Genomic DNA, 22970 nt, shown 5'->3' on the forward strand with positions numbered 1-22970 from the left:
CCTCGCACCATTTTGGAGACCTGCCCGTCCGGCGAGGACATGTCTTGAAGTCTCCGCGGTTCCCTCCGGGGGCCGCTGGCCGTTCCGGTCCGACAACGGTCGACCGGCGCGCATGCCTCGCCCGCCGCGCTCGGACGCCGGAGGCGGCCTTGGGCGCGGCGGAGAAAAAGGCGCGTCGGTCTGCCGTTGTCGGATGGGTACCAACGGCCAGCGGCCCCCGGAGGGGGCCGCCTTGATGAAGAAAAGAAACTCTGAACACGCCTACAGTGCGTGGCCGAACTCCGCGTAGATCGTCGTGCCGGACTCTGCTGCGTTGACTGCCAGTTCGAGCCTGCGGTGCAACGATGGATGGATCCGGGGAGCGGCTTCGTCCAGAGATAGGAACCGAACTCCGGTCAGTTCGTCATCATGTGTCCTAGCTGCTGAGGCCTGCTCGTCGGTCAGCACACCACCGTCGAACACGAACTGGTGGCTGTCCCGCCACACGCCGTTGCGGGGAATCCAGTCGACTACGAGCAGACGGCCGACTGCGATGTCGGGGCCGATCTCCTCGACGACTTCCCTTTGGCATGCCGCTTTCGGCGACTCATTGGCGTCCGCGATGCCGCCCGGAATGTCGAGGAACGGCTTGTACATCGGGACTACGAACAGAACTTGGCCGCTCGTGTTCCTCACCAGGGCGCCACCGGCTGATCCCTTGGCTGGGATGCGGCTCGCGATGCCAGGGTTGAACTCAACCTCAGGCGGTCCTTCGAGCTCGACGTCGGCAGCGAAGATCTCTGCGTCAACGCAGGTGCTCGGGTGCGGGTTGGTCTTCAAGCTGGCCTCATTCCGACAGATCATCATTCACACGGGTCAAGAACGCTTGGATGGGCTGCGGGGCCGCTTGCTGCTGGAAGTCGTCTCGCAAGTCGCGAACTACCTTCGTGGAGCGCTTCGATCTGAGTCCTGCTGCGGTGTCTGCTGCGGTCATGGCGTAGGCACTCGCTTGCTCAGCGTCGCCCTCCAACATGGACAGCTTCGCGAGTTGGGCCGCACTGTAGACGATCCGCCTGGCTTGCCCATTGGCGTCCTGCGCAGCCCGCACAAGGTGCGGTCGTGCCTGTTCAGGCTTCCCGAGATCCAACCACGTTGCGCCAGCGAATGCGGCGAAGACCGTTTCGCCCCAATGAGATGCCCACTCAGGTGCTGACTCGGTGCTCTGCTGCGCGAAGAACTTTTCCGCGGCCAGAAGTGCGTGTGTCGTCGCCGGTTCGTCGCCGAGGGCGGCATAGGCGCGTGCTGCATGCATAGCTGCTTCGGTCTGTACTGCGGCGACGTGCGTCCCGGCATAGCTCTGACGGGCTGCTTCCGCCAAGCGTAGAGCTTCGCGTGGCCGGCCGAGGTACATCGCTTGGTGGCTCATTGTGCTGAGCACATACGAGCCGTAGGCGGGCGACTCGGCTTCCTTCGCGAGTCGGAGAGATTGGATGAAGTAGCGCTGCGCAAGGGCATGACGATCGGAGTCGTACGCCATGTACCCGATGACCTCGCACAGAACCGATGCGGCATGGAAGAGATCGCGACCCACGCTGGCGTTGTACGTTCCGCCGAGTCGCGGCACCACGTGGTCTTTGAAGTACTTCACGGCGAGATCTCGACTTTGATCACCGCCGAACGATCGGTCCATTCCGTCGAACATGACTGTCGTAGCAACGATCTCCGCGACGTCGCGAGGCGTGACACGGTCCGCTGTTGCCTCGTGATCTTTGCTGGGTGAGACGAACAGCCAGTCCAGGCACGCTGCGTAGAGTGCCTCTTCGGAGAAGTGTCCCGAGATCACGCCTGGGTGCTTTTGAGCGTCGAATCCAGCAAGGTTGCCGACTGTCACGAGGGTCTCGGCCAGTGAGGACGCGTATACAAGTCCTATGTCCGTCCGCGCCTGAGCAGCGGCCGTCGCGATCCCCAGCTCTTCGGCGGTCCTTGCGTAGAGGTCGCATAGCAAATCTCTGTAGGGAACCTGGGGCGTGTTGCGTCCGTGTTCCCACTCGCGGAAGTAGCGAATGATGCTGTCGCGAGTAGCAGTGACTGGGATGTTGCGCTTGTGTGCCAAGCTTTCTAGCTCGTCGGCGGCGCGTGGCCTGCTCCATCCGCGTCGCTCACGTTCCTCGCGTAGCTGGTTCATCTGGCCCCCTTCGCACCCGCGTCAATGGCGCGATTGTTTAGAGACGCTGCGTTGCTGGCAACGGTCGTATCCCTCCCTTATCCCCCTCCTCCCTCCTGCATCCGTATGCCATCCCCGGATCTCCCTGTCTGCCGGTCGTGACACGCGGTTGCATTGGTGCCGTCGCAAGAACTATCCGGCCGAGGAGGTCCAGTGCCAAGCAGGTCAGGTTCCATCGAAAGTCCTGCTCTCCACCCGCTCCAGCCGCTCAGCGAGTTCTTCAACCGAGCGGCGCAGCGTGAACAGCTCTGCCGCGAGTTGCTCCACGGTTGCTGGCGGAGTCGGCTCAGCGTCAGGGAGGACCTTGCTGACGAACACGCCGACGCCAGGCACGGTCTCTGCATAGCCGCCGTCAGTTAGTGCCCGGATCACTCGCTGCACTGTCGCCGTGGTGATTCCGTACTCGTCAGCCATCTCTCGAATCGTTGGCAGCTTCTGATCAGGTGGAAGTTTTCCCGCGCGGATCTTCTCGATGATCTTCGCGGCTACCTGCTGATACGGGTAGCTCCGCGCTGGTGACTGACTCATGTCAGCACTGTATCCACCGCGTGTGAACCCGTGCTAGCTCACTCAATCGGACGAACCCACTCCGTGCTAACCCGTGCTAGCTTAGTGGTAACACGAGATAGCACAAACTAACCCAGGAGACAGACATGGCACTGCGCAATATCCCCGTCGTTCTGGAGTCCTACCGGCTGATGATCACCGAGGCTCCGGTGATGAAGATGCGCAAGGACGAGAAGTCCGGCGAGATGGTGCCGGCAACCGACTACCAGGGCGTGCAGCAGTTCGTGGTTGCGCTGTTCGCGAAGCCCCGGCCGAACGCTGATGGCTACCAGGGCAAGGGTGAAGAGATCCGGGTGACGCTGTCGGCTGATCCTGGTGACGGGTTCGAGGAGGGCATGTACGTGTCCCTGATCTCGCCCACGGTTTCGTTCTGGTCCAACGATGCTGGTTCGGGTCTGTCGTTCAAGGCTGCGGGTCTTGCTCCGCAGGGTCAGGTCAGCGCGGCTGCCTGATCGTCCACTGTGCCCAGTTGCCCTGCCCGGTTAGGCCGGTCGCCCGTTTCGAGTCGGGCCAGGGTGCGGAAATCCACGTTTCGCCAGGGGATTGGCCTGCTGCCCGTTCGAGTCGGGCATAGGAATGCGTGATTACGTCCTTTGAGAATTCCACAGTGTGTTGAGCCATGCCAAAAACGCGCCGGTTTGTTCGGCGGTGTTAGGCCCGTGCAAAACGTTCCTGGCACCTGCCGTGCAGTCCGTGGGCGAAAGGATTGGATAGTGGCGAAGATCGATGGAGTTGTTCTGGTGGTCGATCGTGCGCGCGGCAGTCAGCCGTACGCGGTCACGGTCGATCTCCCTCGCGTGTACCGGCAGATTTCCGCAACGGAAATGGAAGGGCTGCCGCACTGGGAGCAACGGTTAGTGTTCGACCTTCTCGAACACGGTGAGCTTCAGCGCAGTTCCCAGGTCATGAGTCTGCGGTGCGGCGAGTACACGCGCAAGGTCGTTCGGATCGAGGCTCCTCGCCGTACGGATGTGCAGGTGAAGCCCGGTACGCAGACTCACGTGAAGGGATCGCAGAAGTATGTCCGCTGACCTGTTCGGAAACGAGGCCGAGGACGTTGCTGCTCCTGCGGTCGCCGCTCGGCCGGTGGTCAACGACCTGCGAACGGTGACGGAGGTTCTCAACCGTGCTGTGAGTGACTGCGGTTACGTGGTCGCGAGTACGTCGCGCACCGTTTTTCGTCGTGTCGACAAGGACAAGATTTCTCGGGTGCCCGCCTGGGAGGCGAACGCGGTTGTGCAGTTGGTCGATAACGGCCAGCTCGTGATCGGCGGTACTCACCAGCTGCGCTGCGGTGCTGTGCGTCAGCCGGTTCGTTCGGTGCTTGTACCGAAACCGACCCGGTTGATGTTGTCGCGGTGGAACGCGCTCAAGCCGCTTGGCAGTTCGAAGTCATCTGAGAAGAAGGGTGCATGAAGAATGGTGGTTCAGGCGTACAACGATCTCGCGATCAAGAAGTACGGCGAGTTCGTGAGTGCGATCAACTTCGCGACGGAGCAGCTCGCCCCGTTGGAGACGCTGATCAACCGCATGAAGCCGGGTAATGCGCTGCCCGGTGACTGGCGGGTGCCCAGGCCCGACGAGTTGCGCAAGGAGTTGGCCAAGGCCCGCAAGGACTTGGAGGACCTCAAGGCGCACGCGGTCAAGTACGAGATCGAGTTGAAGTCTCGTGAGTGGAGGGTCTGATGTCTCAGCAGCTCAACAACGCCCTGGAAGACGCGGGCAAGGCCATGTCCCAGCTCCGGATCGCGATCAAGGGGATTCCGGTCCGCCGGGAGGGGTTCAAGGGCCTGCATGACCAGTTCGCGCGGTCGGTGGCCACGTTGACCACGCACATGTCCTACGCCCGCGTGCTGCTCGACGAGGAAGCCGCTGAGCGTGGCAAGCGCTGGCGTCGCTAGCGAAGTCCAGTTCGTATCTGTTCTCCGGCAACGGCCGATCACCCCGCGCGGTGGTCGGCCGTTGTCGTTCTCTCCCAACACTTTCGGAGGTTTCGATGTCCAAGTGTTCCCGTGGTAAGTCCGCTCGTTCGCAGGGCGTGGAGTTCGCGGCGGTGGTGTGGGCGGTGCGTCACCCCGGCTCGGTCGCCGTTCCCTCGGCTCTGGTGGCGTCGCTGTCGCACCTCGGCCCCACCACGACCGGAATGGTGCTCGGTGGTGCTGCTGCGGGTCTGGGGGCCTGGTATCGGGCTCACCCCGACACCTTCGACACCTACGCGGCCCCGGTGCTGCGGGCGTGGCGTCGCCGCTGGGCGGGTGCCTATACCGGTCGTCGCTGGTCGGACCTGATGGGCTCGTGCGGGCTGACGCGGACACACCCACGTACCGGGCAGGTACTGGTGCCTCGGGTGGTTCGGGTGCGGTCGTGGTCGGCCTCGGTGGACACGGTGCGGGTGCGGCTGGTGCACGGCATGTCGTTCAAGGCGTTCGTGGACGCAACCGATGACCTGGCCGACACCCTGCGGGCCGAACGGGTCGCGGTCGAACGCTCGGCCCCCGGTGAGGTGGTGCTGATCGTCCAGCGTGACGAGCCGTTCGCCCACATCATCCCCTCCCCGGAACTCGCCGACGACGTGGCCGACGTTGACCCGATGTCGCTGTATATGGGGGAGGACGAGTTCGGACGCGAGTACCGCGAACCGCTGTACGGAACGCATTTCCTGCGCGCCGGTGAGACCGGTTCGGGTAAGAACTCGCTCCCGGCGCAACGCCTGCGGGCCGCTGCTCCGTTGATCCGGGCTGGCCTGGTCCGACCGTGGGTGATCGACCCGAAGATGCTGGAGTGGGGTTGGCTCAAGCCCATCCTTGCCGGCCGTTACGCCGACAACCCCGGTGACGGCTTGGAGCTGCTGAACGACTTCGTGACCAACATGGAGCGCAAGCAGAAGCGCATGCAACGCGCCAAGTTGCGCAAGGCTCCGGTGTCCGAGGAGTTCCCGATCGACTGGCTAATCTTTGACGAGATCGGCTACGCGATGGCCTATCAGTCGGACTACGCCCACGCGATCTGCGGTCAAACGGCGATCATCGCTTCGACCGGTCGCACCACGCATGACGTGATCGAGGCGCTTGTGCAGGAACCCACCAAGGACACCGTGCCGGTGCGTGAGCTGCTGCCGCACCGCGTGTGCCTGCGGGTCTCCAGCTCCAGCCACCCGGACATGGTCCTCGGTGACGGGATGCGGGCACGCGGCGCGACTGCCGACGAACTGCCGCAGGGTGAGGAGTTCGCCGGCATCGGGTTCGCCCGCGCTCCCAAGACTCGCCAGCCTCGGCGCGTGCGCATCGCCTACACCAGCGACGACCAGTGCTCGGAGCTGATGTCGTACCTGCGGGAGCCGACCACGCTCCGCGCCGTCTCCTGACGCCTCTCAGCCCGCTGTCTTCCTCGAACCTCACAGGAGGTCTGTTTGCCATGCCCGCCAATGACAACCGCTCACTGGACCGGATTCTGCGGACGGTGCGCGGACACATCCGCACCTACAACCTGACCCGCCCGGATCGCCTGGTCATCTCCACCGCATCCCGCTCGGTGCACGCCGAGTTCACCTCGGGCACGGTGGTGGACCGGTTCGCCGCTGTGCTGCTGTGGACGGCCACCCTGCACGGCGCCGAGTTCGGCCTGACCTACGGCGCTCGTGACGAGGTCCGTCTCGCCGCGACCGCTCGCACCGGCGCGGGCATCGGTATCGGCCTGGCCTGCTCGGGCTCGGTGTTCGAGCTGGGCGGCACCGTCGAGGAACACGACGGCCTCAACGGCTGGCAGCACCGCTTCGTCACCCTGCCCGGCCTGCCCACCCTCGCCGAAGCCCGTACCGATCTCACCTCCTATGACGAACTCGCGTGCCTCGTGGCGTCGGCCCGCTCGGTCAACCCGGCTCCCGCGGGGGTGGCGGCGTGAATCCTCACGACCACCCCGGCTACGTCGGCACTCGTGCCCTGATGATCGCTCTGTTCGGCCCCTCGGGCACTCCACCCGCCTGGCGCTCCGATGCCGTGTGCGCGGGGGAGGACACCGAACTGTTCTTCACCAGCGACACCACGGCGCAGGCCCTGGCTGTGTGCTCCGGCTGCCCGGTCATCGCCCAGTGCCGCGCCGACCACTTCGAGTGGGAGAACCGCACCCGCTCCCGCCGCTTCTACGCCTCCGGCGTCGTCGGCGGCACCACTGGATCCGAACGCAACCAGACCTACTACCCGCGTACCACCACCCGGAAGGAAGTCGCCTGATCATGAACGTCCAACTCGTCATCCCTGTCACCCGCAAGACCCCGGCTCGCGCGATCGGCCTCGGCCTGACCGTCCTGGCTGGCCTCGTCGTCATGTGGCTGCTCTTCGGCTGGCTCGGAACCGTCGTCCTGGCCGTCGAGCTGTTCCTGCTCGGACGCTTGCTCGTCAACGCCGCGCACGGCCGCTAGTCGTGTCCACACCAGACCCGCCCAAAGGAGGTGAACCCGTGAAGCTGTTTCAGCGCAACAAGAACACGACCGACGACCGGCCGGAACCGACTCGGGCCGTGCGCCGTCTGCGGCATCAGCTCGATGAGGCACACGACGTGCACGCGCTGGCCGGTGATCCGCTGCTGGCTGTCGTCAACGCCGACCGGCTGCGAGTCTCGATCAGCCGTTCGCTGTGGTGGTTCCTCGCGATCGGCCTCGGGTTCACCACCACCGGTGTGCACGACTTCCTCGCCGGAGACCTCCCCATCACAGACCCGCTGTGGTGGGGAGCCTGGCTGGTCGAACCCGCCCTGGCCGGAATCCTCATCACCGTCCTGCGGTGGGAGTCCGAGATGCTCGCACGGGGGCAGCGCGTCGACGACGGCCCCGTGGTCAAGCTCAAGCGGCTGCTCCTGGCCGCGACTCTGATCACCAACGTCTGGTCCTCCGTCGCCCCCTCGAAAGGCCCGGTCAGCGCGGGCAACGTGTTCCTCCACGTCGTCATCCCCGTCGTGGTGTTCCTGCTCGCTGAGGTCATGCCCATCGTTCAGCAACGCTGCATCGCCGTCCGGGAAGCGGCTATGCGGGAAGTCGCCCGACGTGACCAGGTCCGCAGCGACGAAGCTCCTGACTCACCGCCCGTGACCACGGCCCCGGCCCCGGCTCCTGCCGTGAGCAGCATCAGCCCTGATCCGCTCGCGGGCTTGAGGCTTCCCCCGCCGATGCGCGCCACCCTCACCGCCCGGATGGATGAACTCGGACGGCCTCTCACTGCTCCTGAGGTCTCCGAGCTTCTACGGCTCCCCGCCGACTTCGCCGCTCGCGTTGCCGGCCAACTCGCCGCCTGACCGGAAGGACACAGTGAGATGAGCTTGGAACTGAGCAAAGAGACCAGCCGTGGTGACCTGTGGTTGGGCGGCACGGTCACCTACCGCGTGACCCTCGATGGCGTCTGGGTCGGATGGGTTGGTGATGGTCGTCGCTGGCGAGGCTGGGGCTACGGCGGTCGCCGCTGGTGGGCCTGCTGGCGTCAGGACGGTGACACCGCCGCACGGTGGAGCTCCGAACTCGAACACGGCACCCGCATCGAAGCTCTCAACGCCCTTCGTAACCGCATCGGCACCCAACATCGTGCCTGACCACTGAGAGAACAGGCTCCCAAGGCCGGACAGGACTTCACCGTCATGTCCGGCTTTCCTTATGCGCCAACGAAAGGAGGTCCCGCGATGTTGCCTGGAAACCCTCACACCACCCTGGAAGACCGCATCGCCCGCAAGGTCGCCTCACCCGGCTACCGCGAATGGCGAGCCAAGGTCACCGCCACCAACGGCTGCACCGTACCCGTCCGCCTGTTCGGCGCATGGCAACTCCACGACGCCACCACCCGCAAGGTGCTCGCTCACCACGGCGGCGAGATCTTCGTACCCTGCGGCAACCGTCGCTCCGCCGTCTGCCCGACGTGCTCGGACCGCTACGCCGCCGACGCCTACCACCTCATGCACGCCGGACTCGCGGGCGGCTCCAAGGGCGTCCCGACCACCGTGACCGACAAGCCGCGGGCGTTCGCCACCCTCACCGCCCCCTCGTTCGGCGCTGTCCACAACCGCTCCACCACGGCCAGCGGCAAGACCCGCCCGTGTACGGGCTGCGGCGAGTACCACCACCAGGCAGACCCGCGCATCGGCACCGCCGTCAATCCTGACACCTACGACTACGAGGGCTCGGTGCTCTGGCAGGCCAATGCCGGCGCGCTCTGGCACCGCTTCCGCATCGCGCTCAACCGAGAGCTGGCCAACGCGGCAGGCATGAAGGCTCGGGAGTTCAGCGACCACGCGCGGCTGTCCTACGCCAAGGTGGCCGAGTACCAGCGGCGCGGCCTCGTGCACTTCCACGCCGTCGTCCGCGTTGACGGCCCTGACGGCCCCACAGACCGCACCCCGTCCTGGGTCACGAGCGAACTGCTCGACGCCTGCGTCAGGGCCGCTGCGGCCTCGGTGAAACTCACCGTTGCCCGACCGGATGGCGTTGCTCTCGATCTCCGTTGGGGCTCACAGGTCGATGTCCGCCCGATTCGCGCCAACCAGGCTCACGAGGTCGAAGACGACAACGGCTCGATCAGCGAGACCCGCCTCGCGGCCTACGTCGCCAAGTACGCCACGAAAACCACGGGCAAGACCGACGGCACCGACCGGCCGATCCGCTCTCAACTGTGCATCGACCACGCCAAGGTCAGCGACCACCACCGACGCATCATCCAAACCGCCTGGGACCTCGGCGGCCTTCCGCAGTACGAGGACCTCAAGCTGCGCCGCTGGGCACACATGCTCGGCTTCCGCGGCCACTTCCTCACCAAGTCCAAGCACTACAGCACCACCTTCAAATCCATCCGCAACGAACGCCGTGCCTTCCGGCAGGCCGAAGTCCTTGAACGCCTCGGTCTCGAAGCCGACTCGGTCCTCGTCATCAACGACTGGGCCTACCAGGGCAACGGCTACGACACCGACGCCGAACGCGAACTCGCCGCCGCACTGGCCGGCCGCATCCGCGACAACCGACGACGCAAGTACGAACAGGAGACACACCGATGAGCAAGCTGTGGACCATCAAGGACCTGTCCGAGTTCCTCGGCATCCCCGTCCAGACCATCTACCAGTGGCGTACGAAGAACTACGGCCCTCCTGGGAGAAGGGTCGGCAAGCACGTCCGGTACGACCCTGACGTGGTGATGGAGTGGTTCAAGGCCCAGCCTGGGGCCGCGTGATGGGCCGCCCACGCCTCCAGGTCGGGACGCACGGGAACATCCGCACGGAGCAGGCTGGGCCGAAGCGGTGGCGTGCTCGGTGCCGGTATCGCGACTTCGACGGCAAGGTCTACGAGGTCGAGCGGTATGGAACGAGCAAGGCGAACGCGATCGACCGGCTCAAGGCAGCCATCCGCGACTGGGTGACCCCGGTTGCCGGCGCGCTGGTGACCGGCTCGACGCGGTTCTCCGAGGTGGCTCGGATGTGGCTGACGGACCTTGAAGCGGACGCGGAGCGAGGTCTGCGGTCGTTCGGCTCGATCGACACCTACCGCAACCGGCTGGACAAGATCGTCCTACCGGCCGTGGGCGAGTTGAGCATTAACGAGGTCACCACGCCGACGCTCGACGCGCTCTGCAAGAAGGTGCGCGACGCGTCCAGCGCGAGTTCGGCCAAGACCGTGCGCAGCATCCTCGGCGGCGTCTGCGCACTGGCCGTCCGTCACGGCGCGCTGGAGATCAACCCGGTTCGCGAGGTCGGACCACTGGACAGCAAGCGAGCGAGGAACAAGCCCTCGCAGTCTCGGGCGCTCTCCGGGGAACAGGTGCTCGACCTGCTCGCCAAGCTCGACGCGGATGAGCGAGCGGTCCGGGATGACCTGCCTGACCTGGTCCGATTCTTCCTCGGCACGGGCGAACGGACCGGTGAAGCGCTGTGTGCTCACTGGTCTGACCTCGATGAACAGGCGAAAGTCATCAACATGTCCGGGAACGTCATCCGGGCTCGCGGGCGGGGCCGCATCGTGAACCGCGGCAAGACGGAGAACGCCGTGCGGCCGATTCCGCTCGCCGACTGGTGCGTGACGATGCTGGTTACGCGCAGGACCACGGCGGAGAACCTCGACGGGCCGATCTTCCCCAGCTCGACGGGCACGATCCGGGAGGCGACCAACGTCCGCAACCGGGCCTGGAAGCCGTTCACGGTCCGCGTGGGCTATGAGTGGGTGACATTCCGGACGTTCCGGCGGACGGTGGCGACGCTGCTCGATGAGGCAGGGTTGACTGCCCGGCAGATCGCCGACGTCCTCGGGCATGCTCGGCCGTCGATGACTCAAGATGTGTACATGGGCCGTCGTGCGCCTGGCCGCGCTGCTGCTGATGCGCTCGGCGCAGTGGTCGACGGTGATACGCATAAGTGAGGGGTAAGCGGGGGCTTTGATCTTGAAATGATCTGCCCCCGCTGCCTCTACCAGCGGGTTTGGTGGGCCGCCAGGGACTCGAACCCTGAACCCGAAGATTAAAAGTCTCCTGCTCTGCCAATTGAGCTAGCAGCCCTCGCCGACACAGCCTACCGATCTCCCCCTCCGCATGTCCTCCGGGTTGCCCACCTGGGGCGGACGGGCGCAGGCCCAGCCGACGGCGCTGCGCAGTGACTGGTCGGCACAGACCTCGTCCGGCACGGGCCACGACCACCGCGGAGCGACATCCGCGGGCCGGAGGTAGAGCCTGCTCCACCCCAAGGACGGAAGCGTGCGCGACTGCGCCGACACCCTGTCAGTTGGAAGTCTGTCCTCACCACGGCAAGGGGAGGCAGAGATGAAGAAGACGCTGGTAGGGGTTCTGGCAACGGCCATGCTGTTCACCGGGACGGCCATGGCCGCGCCGTCCGGCACGGTGCAGAAGCAGCTCGACGGGCTCACCAAGCAGCACGAGTTCCCGGCGGCGCTGGCCACGGTCACCGACGACGGCGGCAGGGCGACGCACTACGTGTCGGGCACGGCCGAGTTGGGCAAGCGGGTGCCGGTGCCGCGCAACGGGCAGGTGCGGGCCGGGTCGAACACCAAGGCGTTCGTGGCGGCGGTGGTCATGCAGCTCGTCGGGGAGGGCAAGGTCGAGCTCGACAAGCCGATCAACCACTACCTGCCGAAGGCGGTCAAGGACGATCGGATCACCGTCCGGCAGCTGCTCAACCACACCAGTGGTCTGGCGAACTACACGAACTACCTCGGCCTCGAGAAGTTCGAGGAGCTGCGGCACCGCTACTTCGAGCCGCGGGAGCTGCTCGACGTCGGCAACGCGCATCCCGTCACGAACGAGCCCGGTGCGAAGTTCAAGTACAGCAACACGAACTACGTGCTGCTCGGGCTGCTCATCCAGAAGACGACCGGGCGGCCGGTCGCGGAGCAGGTGGAGCAGCGGATCATCAAGAAGCTGAACCTCCGCGACACCTACTGGCCCGGTGTCGGTGACGAGACCATCAAGGGCAAGCACGCGCACGGGTACTCCAAGACGGGCAACGGCATCGAGGACGTCACCGAGCTCGACCCGAGCTGGGGCTGGGCCGCGGGGCAGATCATCTCCACGACCAAGGACCTCAACGCCTTCTACCGCGGGCTGCTGAAGGGTGATCTGCTGAAGAAGGCGCAGCTCGACGAGATGAAGAAGACCGTCGACACGGCCGGCGAGATGTGGCCGGGCGTCGAGTACGGGCTCGGGATCGCCAGTGCGCCGCTGTCCTGCGGTGGGCGCTCGTGGGGTCACGGTGGTGACATCCACGGTTACGAGACGCGCGGTGGTGTCACCGAGTCCGGCCGGGCGTTCTCCGTTGCCGTCACGGCGTTGCCGGGCACGTTCCAGGACACGCCCGAAGAGGCCAACGCGGCCCACGACGCCATGCTCGCCTCGGTCGACGCTGCCCTGTGCGGTGCCAAGTGATCGCTGCCGTTGCCGCCGTCACTGCGCTCTCCCTCCTCGTACCGCAGCAGCTCGACCAGATCGTCCGGGACGGCTCGCCGGGGGTTGAGGCCCACGTGCACGGCCGCGACCTCGCGAGGGGCAACGCGCCGCTCAACGGGCAGGTGCGGATCGGCAGCATCACCAAGTCGTTCGTGGCCGTCGCGACGCTGAAGCTGGTCGCGGAGAACAAGGTCTCGCTCGACGAGCCGGTCAACCGGTTCGTGCCGCACGTCGGGGACCGGCGCATCACCGTGCGCCAGGTCCTGCAGCACACCAGCGGCCTGCCGGACTACGTGATCCAGGTCGGCGTTCCGAAGATCGCGGACGTCCGCGACAGGTACTTCGCGCCGCACGAGCTGCTCGACGCCGCGCTCGCACAGCCGGTGAGCTTCCAGCCGGGCGAGAAGTACGGGTACAGCAACACGAACTACGTCGTGGCCGGTCTGCTGATCCAGAAGGTCACCGGACGCCCGGTCGGCGAGGCGCTCGACGGGGTGATCAGGAAGGCGGGCTTGAAGGACACCTACTGGCCGGGGCAGGGCGAGCAGCGCATCCGCGGCCGGCACGCCCAGGCCTTCGCGCTGAGCGACCTGCTCGACCCGAAGTCGAAGGTGGTCGACGCGACCGACATGGAGACGTCCGCCGCGTGGGCGTCCGGTGCGATGGTCTCCACGCCCCACGACGTCGCGAAGTTCTTCAGGGCCCTGCTCGGGGGCGAGCTGCTGCCGAAGGCGCAGCTCGACGAGATGCGCAAGACCGTTGCGGTGGACGAGAAGAGCGCCTACGGGCTCGGCTTGGAGAGCACCAAGCTGAGCTGTGGCGGGGTCTGGTGGGGCCACGGCGGCTCGATCCACGGGTGGGCGTCGCTGGGCGGGGCGACGGACGGCGGCAGGTCGGCCGCGATCACGCTCACCGCGTTGCCCGGCACGTTCGGCGACGACCCCGCGAAGAAGTTCCAACAGGTGTTCGACGTCATCGACACCGCGCTCTGCCGGAAGTAGCGACGTCAGCGGGCGTACCGGAGCACCCAGAGCATGTCCTGCTCGGTGACCGGTCCGTCCGCGACGCACGCCAGCAGCCAGTCCGTCAGCGACTCCGGATCGATGCCCGCCCCGATCAGCACCAGCTGCGTCGGGGCTTCGTCGACCGGCGTGAACGACACGTACGCGCCGACGGTGTGCAGAATGAAGGTGCCGAGGGGGAACCGCACGAAACCCTTGGCGCGGAACAGGCCTTCTGGCCGTGCGCTCAGGAAGTCCATGAACAGCTTGGGGTGCAGCGGCTCGTCGCACTCGAAGGACACGCTGTCGTACGAGGCGTGCGCGTGCGTCGAGTGGTCTTCCAGGTCGTCGAACGACAGCTGCCGCGGTCCCGTGTCCGGTGGCCGCACCTCGAACAGCAGCGCGGGGTCGATCTGCCCGTACGTGACGGGGAGCACCGGGGCCGAGCAGGGCAGCGACGGCAACGACGAGACCCGGTCGACCTTGTTCAGCACCACCAGGTCGGCCAGCGCGAGGTCGCGCTCGAGGTGCGGCACGGCGCCGAGCTCCACCGCGTCGACCACGTAGATCAGTCCGCCGTACGAGACACCGGGCGCCTGCAGCACCATCCGGACCATGGCGGCGGGCTCGGCGAGCCCGGACGCCTCGATCACGATGACGTCCAGGTCCGCCGTGGCCAGCTTCTCGAGCATCGAGTCGAGCTCGGAGCCGTCGACCGCGCAGCACAGGCAGCCGTTCGACAGCGTCACCATCGAGTCGACCTGCGCGGACACCGCGAACGCGTCGATGTTGATCCGCCCGAAGTCGTTCACCACGACGCCGATCCGCGTGCCGCCGGAGGTGCGCAGCAGGTGGTTGAGCAGGGTGGTCTTGCCGGAACCGAGGAAGCCGGCGAGCACGACTACGGGGATCACGACGTCCCAGGCTAGCCGGTGAACTCCGCGTTCCTCCGCAAGACCTCGTCCACCGTGCCGTCGAAGATCGGCGGGTAGATCACCAGCTCGTCGACGCCGAGGTCCTCGTACTCGCGGACCACCGCCGCGGTCAGCGGGACCTGCGCGGACACGCTGATCCGGAAGCCGTCGGGCCGCGCGGGGAACCGGGCGAGGTGGCCGCGGATCTCGTCGGGCGTGCCGATGCCGAACCACCCCTGCGCACGGGTGACGGCCCGCCGGAACGCCGACGGGCTGTGGCCGCCGACGACCACGCGCACGTTCGACGGCCGAGGGTGGGCGTCGACACCGGAGAACGACACGAACTGGCCGGAGAACGACGGCTCGGGCGCGTGCCAGAGCTGGTCCATCGCGTCCAGGTACTCGTCCGTCCGCTTGCCGCGATCGTCGAACGGCACCCCGACCGCCGCCATCTCCGGCTCGAGGTACCCGGCGCCGACGCCGAGCGTGAACCGGCCGCCGCTCAGCAGGTCGAGCGACGCCACCTGCTTCGCGAGCACCACCGGGTTGCGCTGGGGCAGGATCACGATGCCGGTCGCGAGCTCGATCGTGGACGTGACCGCCGCCACATAACCGAGGTGGGCCAGCGGGTCGACGATCACGGTGTCCGGTTCGGACGGTGACGGGTCGACGCGCGGTGACGGCAGCACCACGTGGTCCGACGCCCACCACGAGCGGTAGCCGAGCGACTCGGCCAGTCGGGCCAGTCGCCGCGTCTCGTCCGGTCGAGCCGTGTCACCGATGTTGAGCCCCTGCACCCCGATGTCCATGACCGGCGCAACGATCGATCTGCGTCGATCATTCCCGGCGATGCAACGGATTCGCGTTTTCGCGCATCAGAGTGGCGAAGAGGGGGTGGAGATGACCGAGTTCCTGGCTGCCGCGGTGGCGTTCCCGACGGTGCTGTTCAGCCTGCTGCTGCTGGTGGTGCTGGCGTACTGGCTCACGGTGGCGCTGGTGGGACTGGACTTCGACGCCCCGGTGCTCCCGATCTCGATCTCGTTGTTCGTCGTGATCACGTGGTTCGCCGCGCTGGTCGGCACGGTGCTCACGCCGGAGGGCTCGCTGCGCTACGCCGTCCTCGCCGCCGCGCTGCTCGTGGGCGCACTCCTCACCAAGATCGTGCTGATTCCGGTCAGGAACTGGACCAGGCCGGAGAAACCCGCGTCCCGCAACGACTTCGTCGGCCGCACGGCGGTCGTCCGGACGGCCAGGGTGACCGAGAACTACGGGCAGGCCGAGGTGACCGCCGACGACGGTGGCACGGCGGTCGTGCAGGTGCGAGCGGCGCAGAGCACCGAACTGAAGGCGGGCCAGACCGCGCTGATCTTCGACTACGACACCGAAGGCGAGTTCTTCTGGGTCGTGGACATCACCACAGGGGGCTGACATGGGTGCGATCTCGACGGGGTTGGTCGTGCTGATCGCCGTGATCGTCGTAGTAGTGGTCCTGGCGCTGATCACGCTGAGCAGGCTTTTCAAGAAGTGCGAGCAGGGCAAGGCGCTCATCGTCTCCAAGATGCGCAAGGTCGACGTGACCTTCACGGGCACGGTCGTCCTCCCGGTGCTGCACCGGTGCGAGACGATGGACATCTCGGTGAAGACCATCGAGATCCGCAGGGCCGGCAACGAGGGCCTGATCTGCAAGGACAACATCCGGGCGGACATCCGCATCACGTTCTTCGTGCGGGTCAACAAGACCGTCGAGGACGTCATCAAGGTCGCGCAGGCGATCGGCACCGAGCGCGCGAGCCACGAGCAGACGCTGCAGGAGCTGTTCAACGCCAAGTTCTCCGAGGCGCTCAAGACCGTCGGCAAGCAGCTCGACTTCGTCGACCTCTACACCCACCGCGACGAGTTCCGCGACCGGATCGTGCAGGTCATCGGCACCGACCTCAACGGCTACAGCCTCGAGGACGCGGCCATCGACTACCTGGAGCAGACGCCGCTCAAGCAGCTCGACCCGGCGAACATCCTGGACGCGCAGGGCATCCGCAAGATCACCGAGCTGACCGCGATCGAGCACGTCAAGACCAACGAGTTCACCCGCAACGAGGAGAAGGAGATCACGCGCCAGAACGTCAGCGCGCGTGAGGCGATCCTGGAACTCGAACGGCGCCAGGCCGACGCGGAGATCAAACAGCGCCGCGAGATCGAGACCGCCCGCGCCCAGCAGGAGGCCGAGACCCAGAAGGTGCAGGCCGAGGAACGCCTCAAGGCCAGCACCGCGTTCATCCGCACGGAGGAGCAGCTCGGCATCCAGGCCGAGAACAAGGCCCGTGAGATCGCCGTCGCCGAGAAGAACCGCGAGCGCGTGATCGCCGTCGAGACCGAGCGCATCGAGAAGGACCGCATGCTCGAGGTCATCGCCCGCGAACGCGAGACCGCGCTGCGCATGATCGAGAAGGACAAGGAGCTCGAGCACGAGCGCCGCGCGATCGCCGACCTGGTGCGCGAGCGGGTCGCCGTCGAGAAGACCGTGGCCGAGCAGGAGGAGAACATCAAGCGGCTGCGCGCGGTCGAGGAGGCCGAGCGCGAGCGCCAGCAGATCGTGATCCGCGCCGAGGCCGAGGCCCAGGAGTCGCTGGTCAAGGACATCAAGGCCGCCGAGGCCGCGGAACAGGCCGCGCAGCACAAGGCCCGCGAGGCCGTCGTGCTCGCCGAGTCGCGCCAGCAGGCCGCCGACCTCGACGCCCGGGCCAAGATCCGCCTCGCCGAGGGCACGCAGGCCGAGGCCGCCGCGAAGGGCCTCGCGGAGGCGCTGGTCAAGGAACGGGACGCCGTCGCGTCCGAGGCTTTCGGCCGTGCCGAGGCCGTGGTCGACCGCGAGAAGGCGCTCGCCGACGCCGAAGGCATCAAGGAACGCCTCAAGGGCGAGGCGGAAGGCCTGTCGCACAAGGCCGAGGCGATGGCCGCGCTCGACACCGCCACCCGCGAGCACGAGGAGTACCGCCTGCGGCTCGAAGCCGAGAAGGAGATCCGCCTCAAGGGCATCGACGTGCAGCGCCAGGTCGCCGAGGCCCAGGCGATGGTCCTCGCGGCCGGCCTGGAGAAGGCCGACATCGACATCGTCGGTGGCGACACGATGTTCTTCGACAAGATCGCCGCTTCCATCACCGCGGGCAAGCAGGTCGACAGCTTCGTCGGCAACTCCGACGTCGTGCAGGCGCTGGGCTCGAGGTGGATGGACGGGACGTCGAACTTCCCCGAGGACCTGACCAAGATCCTCAGCTCGTTCACCACGGGTGACGCGCAGAACATCGCCGCGGCGATCGCGCTGACCCAGATGGCCAAGAACAACGGCCAGAACGCATGACGGCAGCCAACCCTCCTGGGCTGGACGCCGGAACGTACGAGGTGTTGCGGGCCCGGCTGGCCGAACAGGCCGCCGGGCTCGCCCGCAGCACCGAGGCGCTGAACGACCAGCGCGTCGAGACGTTCGGCAGCACGGCCCTCGAGCTCGTCGCCACCGAACGCATCCGCACCGAGAACAACTGCGTGCCGCGCGACATCGTGGCGCTCGGCGACGTGATGCTGTTCGGCTACAACGTCTTCATGGGTCTCAAGCCCGAGACGGCGGTCGACGACGTCTTCGCGGTGCACGGCAGGGACTTCGCCACGGTCGAAGCGCCCTTCCTCCAGGACCCGAGGTTCCGCGACGACTTCGCCGAGCTGTACCGGTACTACCGCGAGACGCGGCTGCTCCAGCTGCGAATGGTCGAGTCCCGGTTGCTCGCGGTCTTCCAGACCGGCGCACGGCTCGAGGACATCCGCGTCCTGCGCTGGGACGTGAAGGTCGACGGCACCGTCACCTACGTCGACAACCGAGGCGACCGCGACCACGTCTTCCCGCCCGCGCACGACTTCACGTGGGTCGAGACGACCCGCGAGCAGCACGTGCTGGGCCGGCACCCGCACATCGCGATCGACGGCGAGGTCTTCGTCGAGACGGTCGGCGGCACGCTCACCGTCAAGGTGGAGAACAACACCGAGACCGGCGAGGGCGTCTACGAAGAGCCCGTCGACGAACCGCTGCAGAGCCTCGCGGACGCGGAGGTGCACTACGCCCGCGTCGGCCCGCTGATCCTGCTCAGGATCCTGCCGTACAAGGAGACCGCGCCCCGGCACCTGGTCTTCAACACCCGCACCAAAATCGTCACCCGGCTCGACGGCATCGGCCAGGCGTGCCAGCGGCTGCCGGAGGACCAGGGGATCATCTTCCCCGGCGGCTACTACCTCGTCACCGGCGCCGACAAGACGTTCGACGTCGACACCGACGAGCTGGAGTTCGAGCGGGTCGTCCGGTCCGCGAACGGGGAGGACGTCCTCTACGTCTTCCACGCCCGCCGCGAGGGCCGCAGCCTCCTGCTGCCCTACAACGTGATCCGCAAGGAAGTCGCGACGCCCATCACCTGCCACGGCTACTCGCTCTTCGCCGACGGCACGCTGGTCGTCTTCCGCGAGACGAGTTCGGAAGCCGTGCGCGTGCACCCGATGCAGGTGTGGCGCACGCCGTTCACGACCGTCGAGGTGCTGCCGGACCAGGCCGGCCCGCTCGCCCGCATCGGCAACGCCGAACTCGTCCGCGGCATCTCGGACTGCCTGTCCATCACCCGGATGAGCGCCGAGATGACGCCGAGCGCGGCGGTGTTCGAGGGGCTGATCGCCCTGTGCACCAGGGTGGTCGACAACGTCCACTGGCTCGACGAGCTGGGCCTCGAGCAGGGCGTCCTGGCCGTGCGCGCCACGGCCGAGCAGGTGCTGGACGAGTTCGAGGCCGTCCGCACGCTCACCGAGCACGCGGCCGGCCGGCTGCGCGCGACGTCCGAGGAGCTTGCGAGCCTGATCAGGCTCGCGAGGTCGGCCGCACCGCGCAGCGCCGACGAATGGGTGCGGCTGCTGGCCGACCTGAGGTCCGCCCAGGGCCGGCTGATCACGCTGAAGGACCTGCGGTACGTCGACCTCGGCGAGATCGACCGGCGCGAAGCCGAACTGGTCGAGGAGCTGGGCGCGTCCGCACGCCGAGCCGTCGCGTTCCTCAGCGGCGGGAACGCCTTCGCCCAGTACCACGAGGAGATCGACCGGATCGCCGCCGCGGAGCTGAAGACCGCCGCCGAGGCGAAGCCGCTGCGCGACCGGCTCGCGCGGCAGCAGGCCGGGCTGGAGGTGCTGACCGAGGTCGTCAGCACCCTGGACGCCGCCGACACGACGACGCGCACGCGGATCCTGGCGAGCATCGGCGAGGTGCTGGCCGCGGTCAACCGCGCACGAGCCACTGTGGACGGCCGGCGCGCGCAGCTCGCGAACGCCGAGGGCCGTGCCGAGTTCGCCGCGGAGTTCGCGCTGCTCGGGCAGGCCGTCACGGGGGCGCTCTCGGTCGCGGACACCCCGCAGCGCTGCGACGACCAGCTGGGCCGCCTGCTGCTGCAGCTCGAGAACCTGGAGTCGCGCTTCGGCGAGTTCGACGACTTCCTGGCCCAGGTCGGCGCCAAGCGCACGGACGTCTACGAGGCGTTCTCCGCCCGCAAGCAGACGTTGCTCGACGAACGGGCGCGGAAGGCCGACCGGCTCGTCCAGTCCGCGGAACGGGTGCTCGGCACGATCCGCCGCCGCGTCGGCAAGCTCACCTCGGCCGACGAGATCAACACGTACTTCGCGGGCGACCCGATGGTCGCCAAGGTCCGTTCGGTCGCCGAACAGCTGCGCGAACTCGGCGACATCCGGGCCGACGAGCTCGACGCGGGTCTGCGCGACGCCCGGCAAGAGGGAGGCCGGGCACTGCGCGACCGGGCCGATCTGTACGACGGCGCGTCGATCGTGCTCGGTCGTCACCGCTTCCCGGTGACGACCGAGCCGATGAACCTCACGCTGGTGCCGCGCGACGGCCGGCTGTTCTACGCGATCACCGGTACCGACTACCGCAGCGAGGTCACCGACCAGGAGTTCGCGAACACCAGGCCGTTCTGGGACCAGTTGCTGGTGAGCGAGACCCAGGACGTCTACCGCTCCGAACACCTCGCCGGCTGCCTGCTGGCCGAAGGCCGCACCGACGTGGTGAACGCGGCCGCCGAACGCTACGACGAGGGCTACGAGAAGGGCGTCCACGACCACGACGCCGAGAAGATCCTCGCTGCCCTGCGACGGCTCCACGCCGGCGCCGGTCTGCTGAGGTACCCGCCGGCCGTCCGTGCGGAAGCTCAGCTCTTCTGGGCGTCGCAACGGGAGGAGCACCGCGCGGTGTGGGCGCGCAAGGCCGAGTCGCTGGCCCGCGCCCGCGCGATCTTCGGCGGCACGCACGGCATCCCGGAGCTCTGCGGGCAGTTCGGCCTGCCGGACCTGGCCGCGGAGTACCTGTTCGAGGAACTCGCCTGCGAACCCGCCGGGTTCGTCACCAGCAAGGCCGCCAGGACGGTGATCGACAGGTTCCGCGCGGTCGTGACCGAGGAGCTCCACGACCGCGACCTGATCGAGGCGTGGCTGAGCGCGTTCCTCGGCGACGAGGACTGCCCCGAGTTCCCCGAGGTCGTCGCCGTCCTGCTCACCGACCTGCCGCGCTACGACTCCAGCGCGTCGCTCACCGAGACCGTCACCGGCCTGCTCGGCACGCACCCCCGCGTGCACGACCGGACGATGGAGGTCCGCCTGGACGAGGCCCTCACCAGGCTCAGGGCGTTCGCCACCGAGCAGGTGCCGGCTTTCCGGGCCTACCAGCGCAAGCGCGACGAGCTCCTGGCGGAGGAACGCCGTGTGCTCCGGCTCGACGACTACCGCCCGGCGGTGCTGAACACGTTCGTGCGCAACAGGTTGCTCAACGAGGTCTACCTGCCGCTGATCGGCGACAACCTCTCCAAGCAGCTGAACGACGGCACCGGCCTGCTCATGCTGATCTCCCCGCCCGGCTACGGCAAGACGACGCTCGTGGAGTACGTCGCGAACCGGCTGGGCATGGTGTTCGTCAAGGTCAACGGGCCTGCGCTGGGCACCGGCGTCACCTCGCTCGACCCGCGGGAGGCGCCGAATGCCACCGCACGCCAGGAGGTCGAGCGGATCAACTTCGCGCTCGCCCTCGGCAGCAACGTCCTGCTGCACCTCGACGACGTCCAGCACACCTCACCGGAGCTGCTGCAGAAGTTCATCTCGCTGTGCGACGCCCAGCGACGTGTGGACGGCGTCTGGGGCGGGGAGGCACGCACGTTCGACCTGCGGGGCAAGCGCTTCGCAGTGTCGATGGCGGGCAACCCGTACACGGAGACCGGTCGCGCTTTCCGGGTCCCCGACATGCTCGCGAACCGCGCGGACGTGTGGAACCTCGGCGACGTGCTGTCCGGCCGCGAGGCGCTCTTCGCGTTGAGCTACCTGGAGAACGCGTCCGGGGCGAACCCGACGCTGAACGGCGTCGACGTGGAACCGCTGGTGCGCCTGGTGAACGGCGAGAGCGTCACGCACGAGCACGAGACCGTCGAGCTGGAGCGGATGCTGTCGGTCGTGCGGAAGCTGCAACGCGTCCAGCAGGTGGTGCTGAAGGTCAACCAGGCGTACATCGCCTCGGCCGCGAACCCGTCGGAGCAGCCGTTCCTGCTGCAGGGCAGCTACCGCAACATGAACAGGATGGCCGCGCGGATCGTGCCGGCGATGAACGACGACGAGGTCGAGGCGCTGATCGACGACCACTACCTCGGCGAGGCGCAGCTGCTCGGCGGGCTCGCCGAGGCGAACCTCGCGAGGCTGCGGGAGCTGAAGGGCGCTTAGCGCTCGTCGCACTTGACGTCGAACCGGTCGAAGCGCCGGCCCCCGGGCCCGCGCACGTCGACCGGTTCGAGGTTGTGCTTCTCCAGCAGTTCGCAGAACTCCGCGGCGTCGAACGGCCACTCCAGGCACCGGTTGAAGTCGTCGTCCTCGAAGTACGCCGCGTCGCAGCGCAGCAGGTCGAAGACGTTCGGCGGCTTCGGCTTCGGCTTGCCGGGCCGTGGCGGAGGGGGAGGCGGAGGCTGACGCGGCTCGTGCCGGGGTGGCGGCGGGCTCGCCTCGCCGCGCGGCGGAGGCGGCGGGGGTGGAGGAGGGGGTGCGGGCTCGACCGCACCGATCGCGGAGACGGTGGTCGTGGCGGTCGCGGTGACGACCTGGGGCGGCAGCGGTGGCGGGGCGACCAGGCGGATGTCCACCGGCTTGTCCGCCGGTGCCGAGAGCACCGCCGCGATCAGGGCAGCGCCCATCACCACCACCGCGGCCGAGAAGCGGCCGCGGCGTCTGACACCAGTCATCGCTTCCGCTCCCCAGGGTTCGCCTGCCGGTCGCCGCCGTCCCCGTGGAATCGTTGCGCCCGCTAACGGTG

General features: G+C 67.4%; 25 protein-coding genes and 1 tRNA gene. 19 read left to right on the forward strand and 7 right to left on the reverse strand.

Going from position 1 to position 22970, the window contains the following annotated elements; all coding sequences use genetic code 11:
• Window positions 1–261: 261 nt before the first annotated feature.
• From BLQ91_RS00005 to BLQ91_RS00015, 3 genes are all read right to left on the reverse strand, one after another.
• The gene (locus tag BLQ91_RS00005; protein WP_245732894.1) at window positions 262–819 is read right to left on the reverse strand and encodes an NUDIX domain-containing protein; all 558 of its coding nucleotides are present in this window, start codon (window positions 817–819) and stop codon (window positions 262–264) included.
• A gap of 7 nt (window positions 820–826) precedes the next feature.
• A complete protein-coding gene (locus BLQ91_RS00010; RefSeq protein ID WP_143022464.1) occupies window positions 827–2164 on the reverse strand; it encodes an NsdA family TPR-like regulatory protein in 1338 nt (445 codons plus the stop codon).
• Between the two features lie 204 nt (window positions 2165–2368).
• Window positions 2369–2731 (reverse strand): GntR family transcriptional regulator, encoded by a 363-nt coding sequence (locus BLQ91_RS00015; protein ID WP_090094525.1) that lies wholly within the window; start codon window positions 2729–2731, stop codon window positions 2369–2371.
• Window positions 2732–2856: 125 nt separating this feature from the next.
• Between BLQ91_RS00015 and BLQ91_RS00020 the strand changes: the two genes are divergently transcribed.
• From BLQ91_RS00020 to BLQ91_RS00075, 14 genes are all read left to right on the forward strand, one after another.
• Window positions 2857–3222, forward strand: a complete 366-nt coding sequence (locus tag BLQ91_RS00020; RefSeq protein ID WP_090094526.1) for a hypothetical protein — start codon at window positions 2857–2859, stop codon at window positions 3220–3222.
• Window positions 3223–3483: 261 nt separating this feature from the next.
• Window positions 3484–3801 carry a hypothetical protein gene (locus BLQ91_RS00025; protein WP_143022465.1) on the forward strand — a complete coding sequence of 106 codons (318 nt, stop codon included), beginning with the start codon at window positions 3484–3486 and terminating at the stop codon, window positions 3799–3801.
• Window positions 3791–4186, forward strand: coding sequence for a hypothetical protein (locus BLQ91_RS39990; protein WP_143022466.1), 396 nt, complete (start codon window positions 3791–3793; stop codon window positions 4184–4186). The genes BLQ91_RS00025 and BLQ91_RS39990 overlap by 11 nt, the downstream gene beginning before the upstream one ends.
• A 3-nt stretch (window positions 4187–4189) precedes the next feature.
• Window positions 4190–4456, forward strand: coding sequence for a hypothetical protein (locus BLQ91_RS00030; protein ID WP_090094528.1), 267 nt, complete (start codon window positions 4190–4192; stop codon window positions 4454–4456).
• Window positions 4456–4671 carry a hypothetical protein gene (locus tag BLQ91_RS00035; protein WP_090095871.1) on the forward strand — a complete coding sequence of 72 codons (216 nt, stop codon included), beginning with the start codon at window positions 4456–4458 and terminating at the stop codon, window positions 4669–4671. The genes BLQ91_RS00030 and BLQ91_RS00035 overlap by 1 nt, the downstream gene beginning before the upstream one ends.
• Window positions 4672–4766: 95 nt before the next feature.
• Window positions 4767–6134 (forward strand): P-loop NTPase family protein, encoded by a 1368-nt coding sequence (locus BLQ91_RS00040; RefSeq protein ID WP_090094529.1) that lies wholly within the window; start codon window positions 4767–4769, stop codon window positions 6132–6134.
• A 50-nt stretch (window positions 6135–6184) separates the two neighbouring features.
• Window positions 6185–6670: a hypothetical protein gene (locus BLQ91_RS00045; RefSeq protein WP_090094530.1), complete on the forward strand. Its 486-nt coding sequence runs from the start codon at window positions 6185–6187 to the stop codon at window positions 6668–6670.
• The gene (locus tag BLQ91_RS00050; RefSeq protein ID WP_218130134.1) at window positions 6667–6999 is read left to right on the forward strand and encodes a WhiB family transcriptional regulator; all 333 of its coding nucleotides are present in this window, start codon (window positions 6667–6669) and stop codon (window positions 6997–6999) included. Before BLQ91_RS00045 ends, BLQ91_RS00050 begins: the two co-directional genes overlap by 4 nt.
• A gap of 2 nt (window positions 7000–7001) precedes the next feature.
• Window positions 7002–7187 (forward strand): hypothetical protein, encoded by a 186-nt coding sequence (locus BLQ91_RS00055; RefSeq protein ID WP_090094532.1) that lies wholly within the window; start codon window positions 7002–7004, stop codon window positions 7185–7187.
• Window positions 7188–7225: 38 nt separating this feature from the next.
• Complete coding sequence (locus BLQ91_RS00060) at window positions 7226–8056, forward strand: hypothetical protein (RefSeq protein WP_245732895.1); 831 nt, start codon at window positions 7226–7228, stop codon at window positions 8054–8056.
• 18 nt (window positions 8057–8074) lie between these two features.
• Entirely contained in the window at window positions 8075–8347 is a 273-nt protein-coding gene (locus BLQ91_RS39995; protein WP_143022467.1) for a hypothetical protein, read from the forward strand.
• Window positions 8348–8434: 87 nt separating this feature from the next.
• Window positions 8435–9796 (forward strand): replication initiator, encoded by a 1362-nt coding sequence (locus BLQ91_RS00065; protein ID WP_090094533.1) that lies wholly within the window; start codon window positions 8435–8437, stop codon window positions 9794–9796.
• Window positions 9793–9969: a helix-turn-helix transcriptional regulator gene (locus BLQ91_RS00070; protein ID WP_090094534.1), complete on the forward strand. Its 177-nt coding sequence runs from the start codon at window positions 9793–9795 to the stop codon at window positions 9967–9969. Before BLQ91_RS00065 ends, BLQ91_RS00070 begins: the two co-directional genes overlap by 4 nt.
• On the forward strand, window positions 9969–11147 hold the full coding sequence (locus BLQ91_RS00075) for a tyrosine-type recombinase/integrase (RefSeq protein WP_090094535.1): 1179 nt from the start codon (window positions 9969–9971) through the stop codon (window positions 11145–11147). The genes BLQ91_RS00070 and BLQ91_RS00075 overlap by 1 nt, the downstream gene beginning before the upstream one ends.
• A gap of 60 nt (window positions 11148–11207) precedes the next feature.
• On the opposite strand, the gene BLQ91_RS00080 is transcribed toward BLQ91_RS00075, so the two are convergent.
• Window positions 11208–11283 (reverse strand) — tRNA-Lys (locus tag BLQ91_RS00080).
• 261 nt (window positions 11284–11544) lie between these two features.
• On the opposite strand from BLQ91_RS00080, the gene BLQ91_RS00085 reads away from it, so the two are divergent.
• Window positions 11545–12663, forward strand: coding sequence for a serine hydrolase domain-containing protein (locus BLQ91_RS00085; protein ID WP_090094536.1), 1119 nt, complete (start codon window positions 11545–11547; stop codon window positions 12661–12663).
• Entirely contained in the window at window positions 12660–13685 is a 1026-nt protein-coding gene (locus tag BLQ91_RS00090; RefSeq protein WP_176959507.1) for a serine hydrolase domain-containing protein, read from the forward strand. The genes BLQ91_RS00085 and BLQ91_RS00090 overlap by 4 nt, the downstream gene beginning before the upstream one ends.
• 5 nt (window positions 13686–13690) lie before the next feature.
• Here the strand turns inward: BLQ91_RS00090 and BLQ91_RS00095 are convergent, their stop codons facing one another.
• Window positions 13691–14599, reverse strand: a complete 909-nt coding sequence (locus tag BLQ91_RS00095) for a CobW family GTP-binding protein (protein WP_090094538.1) — start codon at window positions 14597–14599, stop codon at window positions 13691–13693.
• Window positions 14600–14610: 11 nt separating this feature from the next.
• Window positions 14611–15408, reverse strand: a complete 798-nt coding sequence (locus tag BLQ91_RS00100) for an LLM class F420-dependent oxidoreductase (RefSeq protein ID WP_090094539.1) — start codon at window positions 15406–15408, stop codon at window positions 14611–14613.
• 91 nt (window positions 15409–15499) lie between these two features.
• Between BLQ91_RS00100 and BLQ91_RS00105 the strand changes: the two genes are divergently transcribed.
• Genes BLQ91_RS00105 through BLQ91_RS00115 form a run of 3 tightly spaced genes read left to right on the forward strand, consistent with a single transcriptional unit; the run spans window position 15500 to window position 22387 of the window.
• On the forward strand, window positions 15500–16027 hold the full coding sequence (locus BLQ91_RS00105; protein ID WP_090095873.1) for a hypothetical protein: 528 nt from the start codon (window positions 15500–15502) through the stop codon (window positions 16025–16027).
• A gap of 1 nt (window position 16028) precedes the next feature.
• A complete protein-coding gene (locus BLQ91_RS00110; RefSeq protein ID WP_143022468.1) occupies window positions 16029–17954 on the forward strand; it encodes a flotillin family protein in 1926 nt (641 codons plus the stop codon).
• The gene (locus BLQ91_RS00115) at window positions 17951–22387 is read left to right on the forward strand and encodes a DNA repair ATPase (RefSeq protein ID WP_090094540.1); all 4437 of its coding nucleotides are present in this window, start codon (window positions 17951–17953) and stop codon (window positions 22385–22387) included. The genes BLQ91_RS00110 and BLQ91_RS00115 overlap by 4 nt, the downstream gene beginning before the upstream one ends.
• Here the strand turns inward: BLQ91_RS00115 and BLQ91_RS40955 are convergent.
• Window positions 22384–22899, reverse strand: coding sequence for a hypothetical protein (locus tag BLQ91_RS40955; protein WP_176959508.1), 516 nt, complete (start codon window positions 22897–22899; stop codon window positions 22384–22386). The two genes, BLQ91_RS00115 and BLQ91_RS40955, sit on opposite strands and share 4 nt — an antisense overlap.
• Window positions 22900–22970 lie beyond the last annotated feature (71 nt).

Source organism: Lentzea jiangxiensis (assembly GCF_900104175.1).
In the GTDB taxonomy this organism is placed as follows: domain Bacteria; phylum Actinomycetota; class Actinomycetes; order Mycobacteriales; family Pseudonocardiaceae; genus Lentzea; species Lentzea jiangxiensis.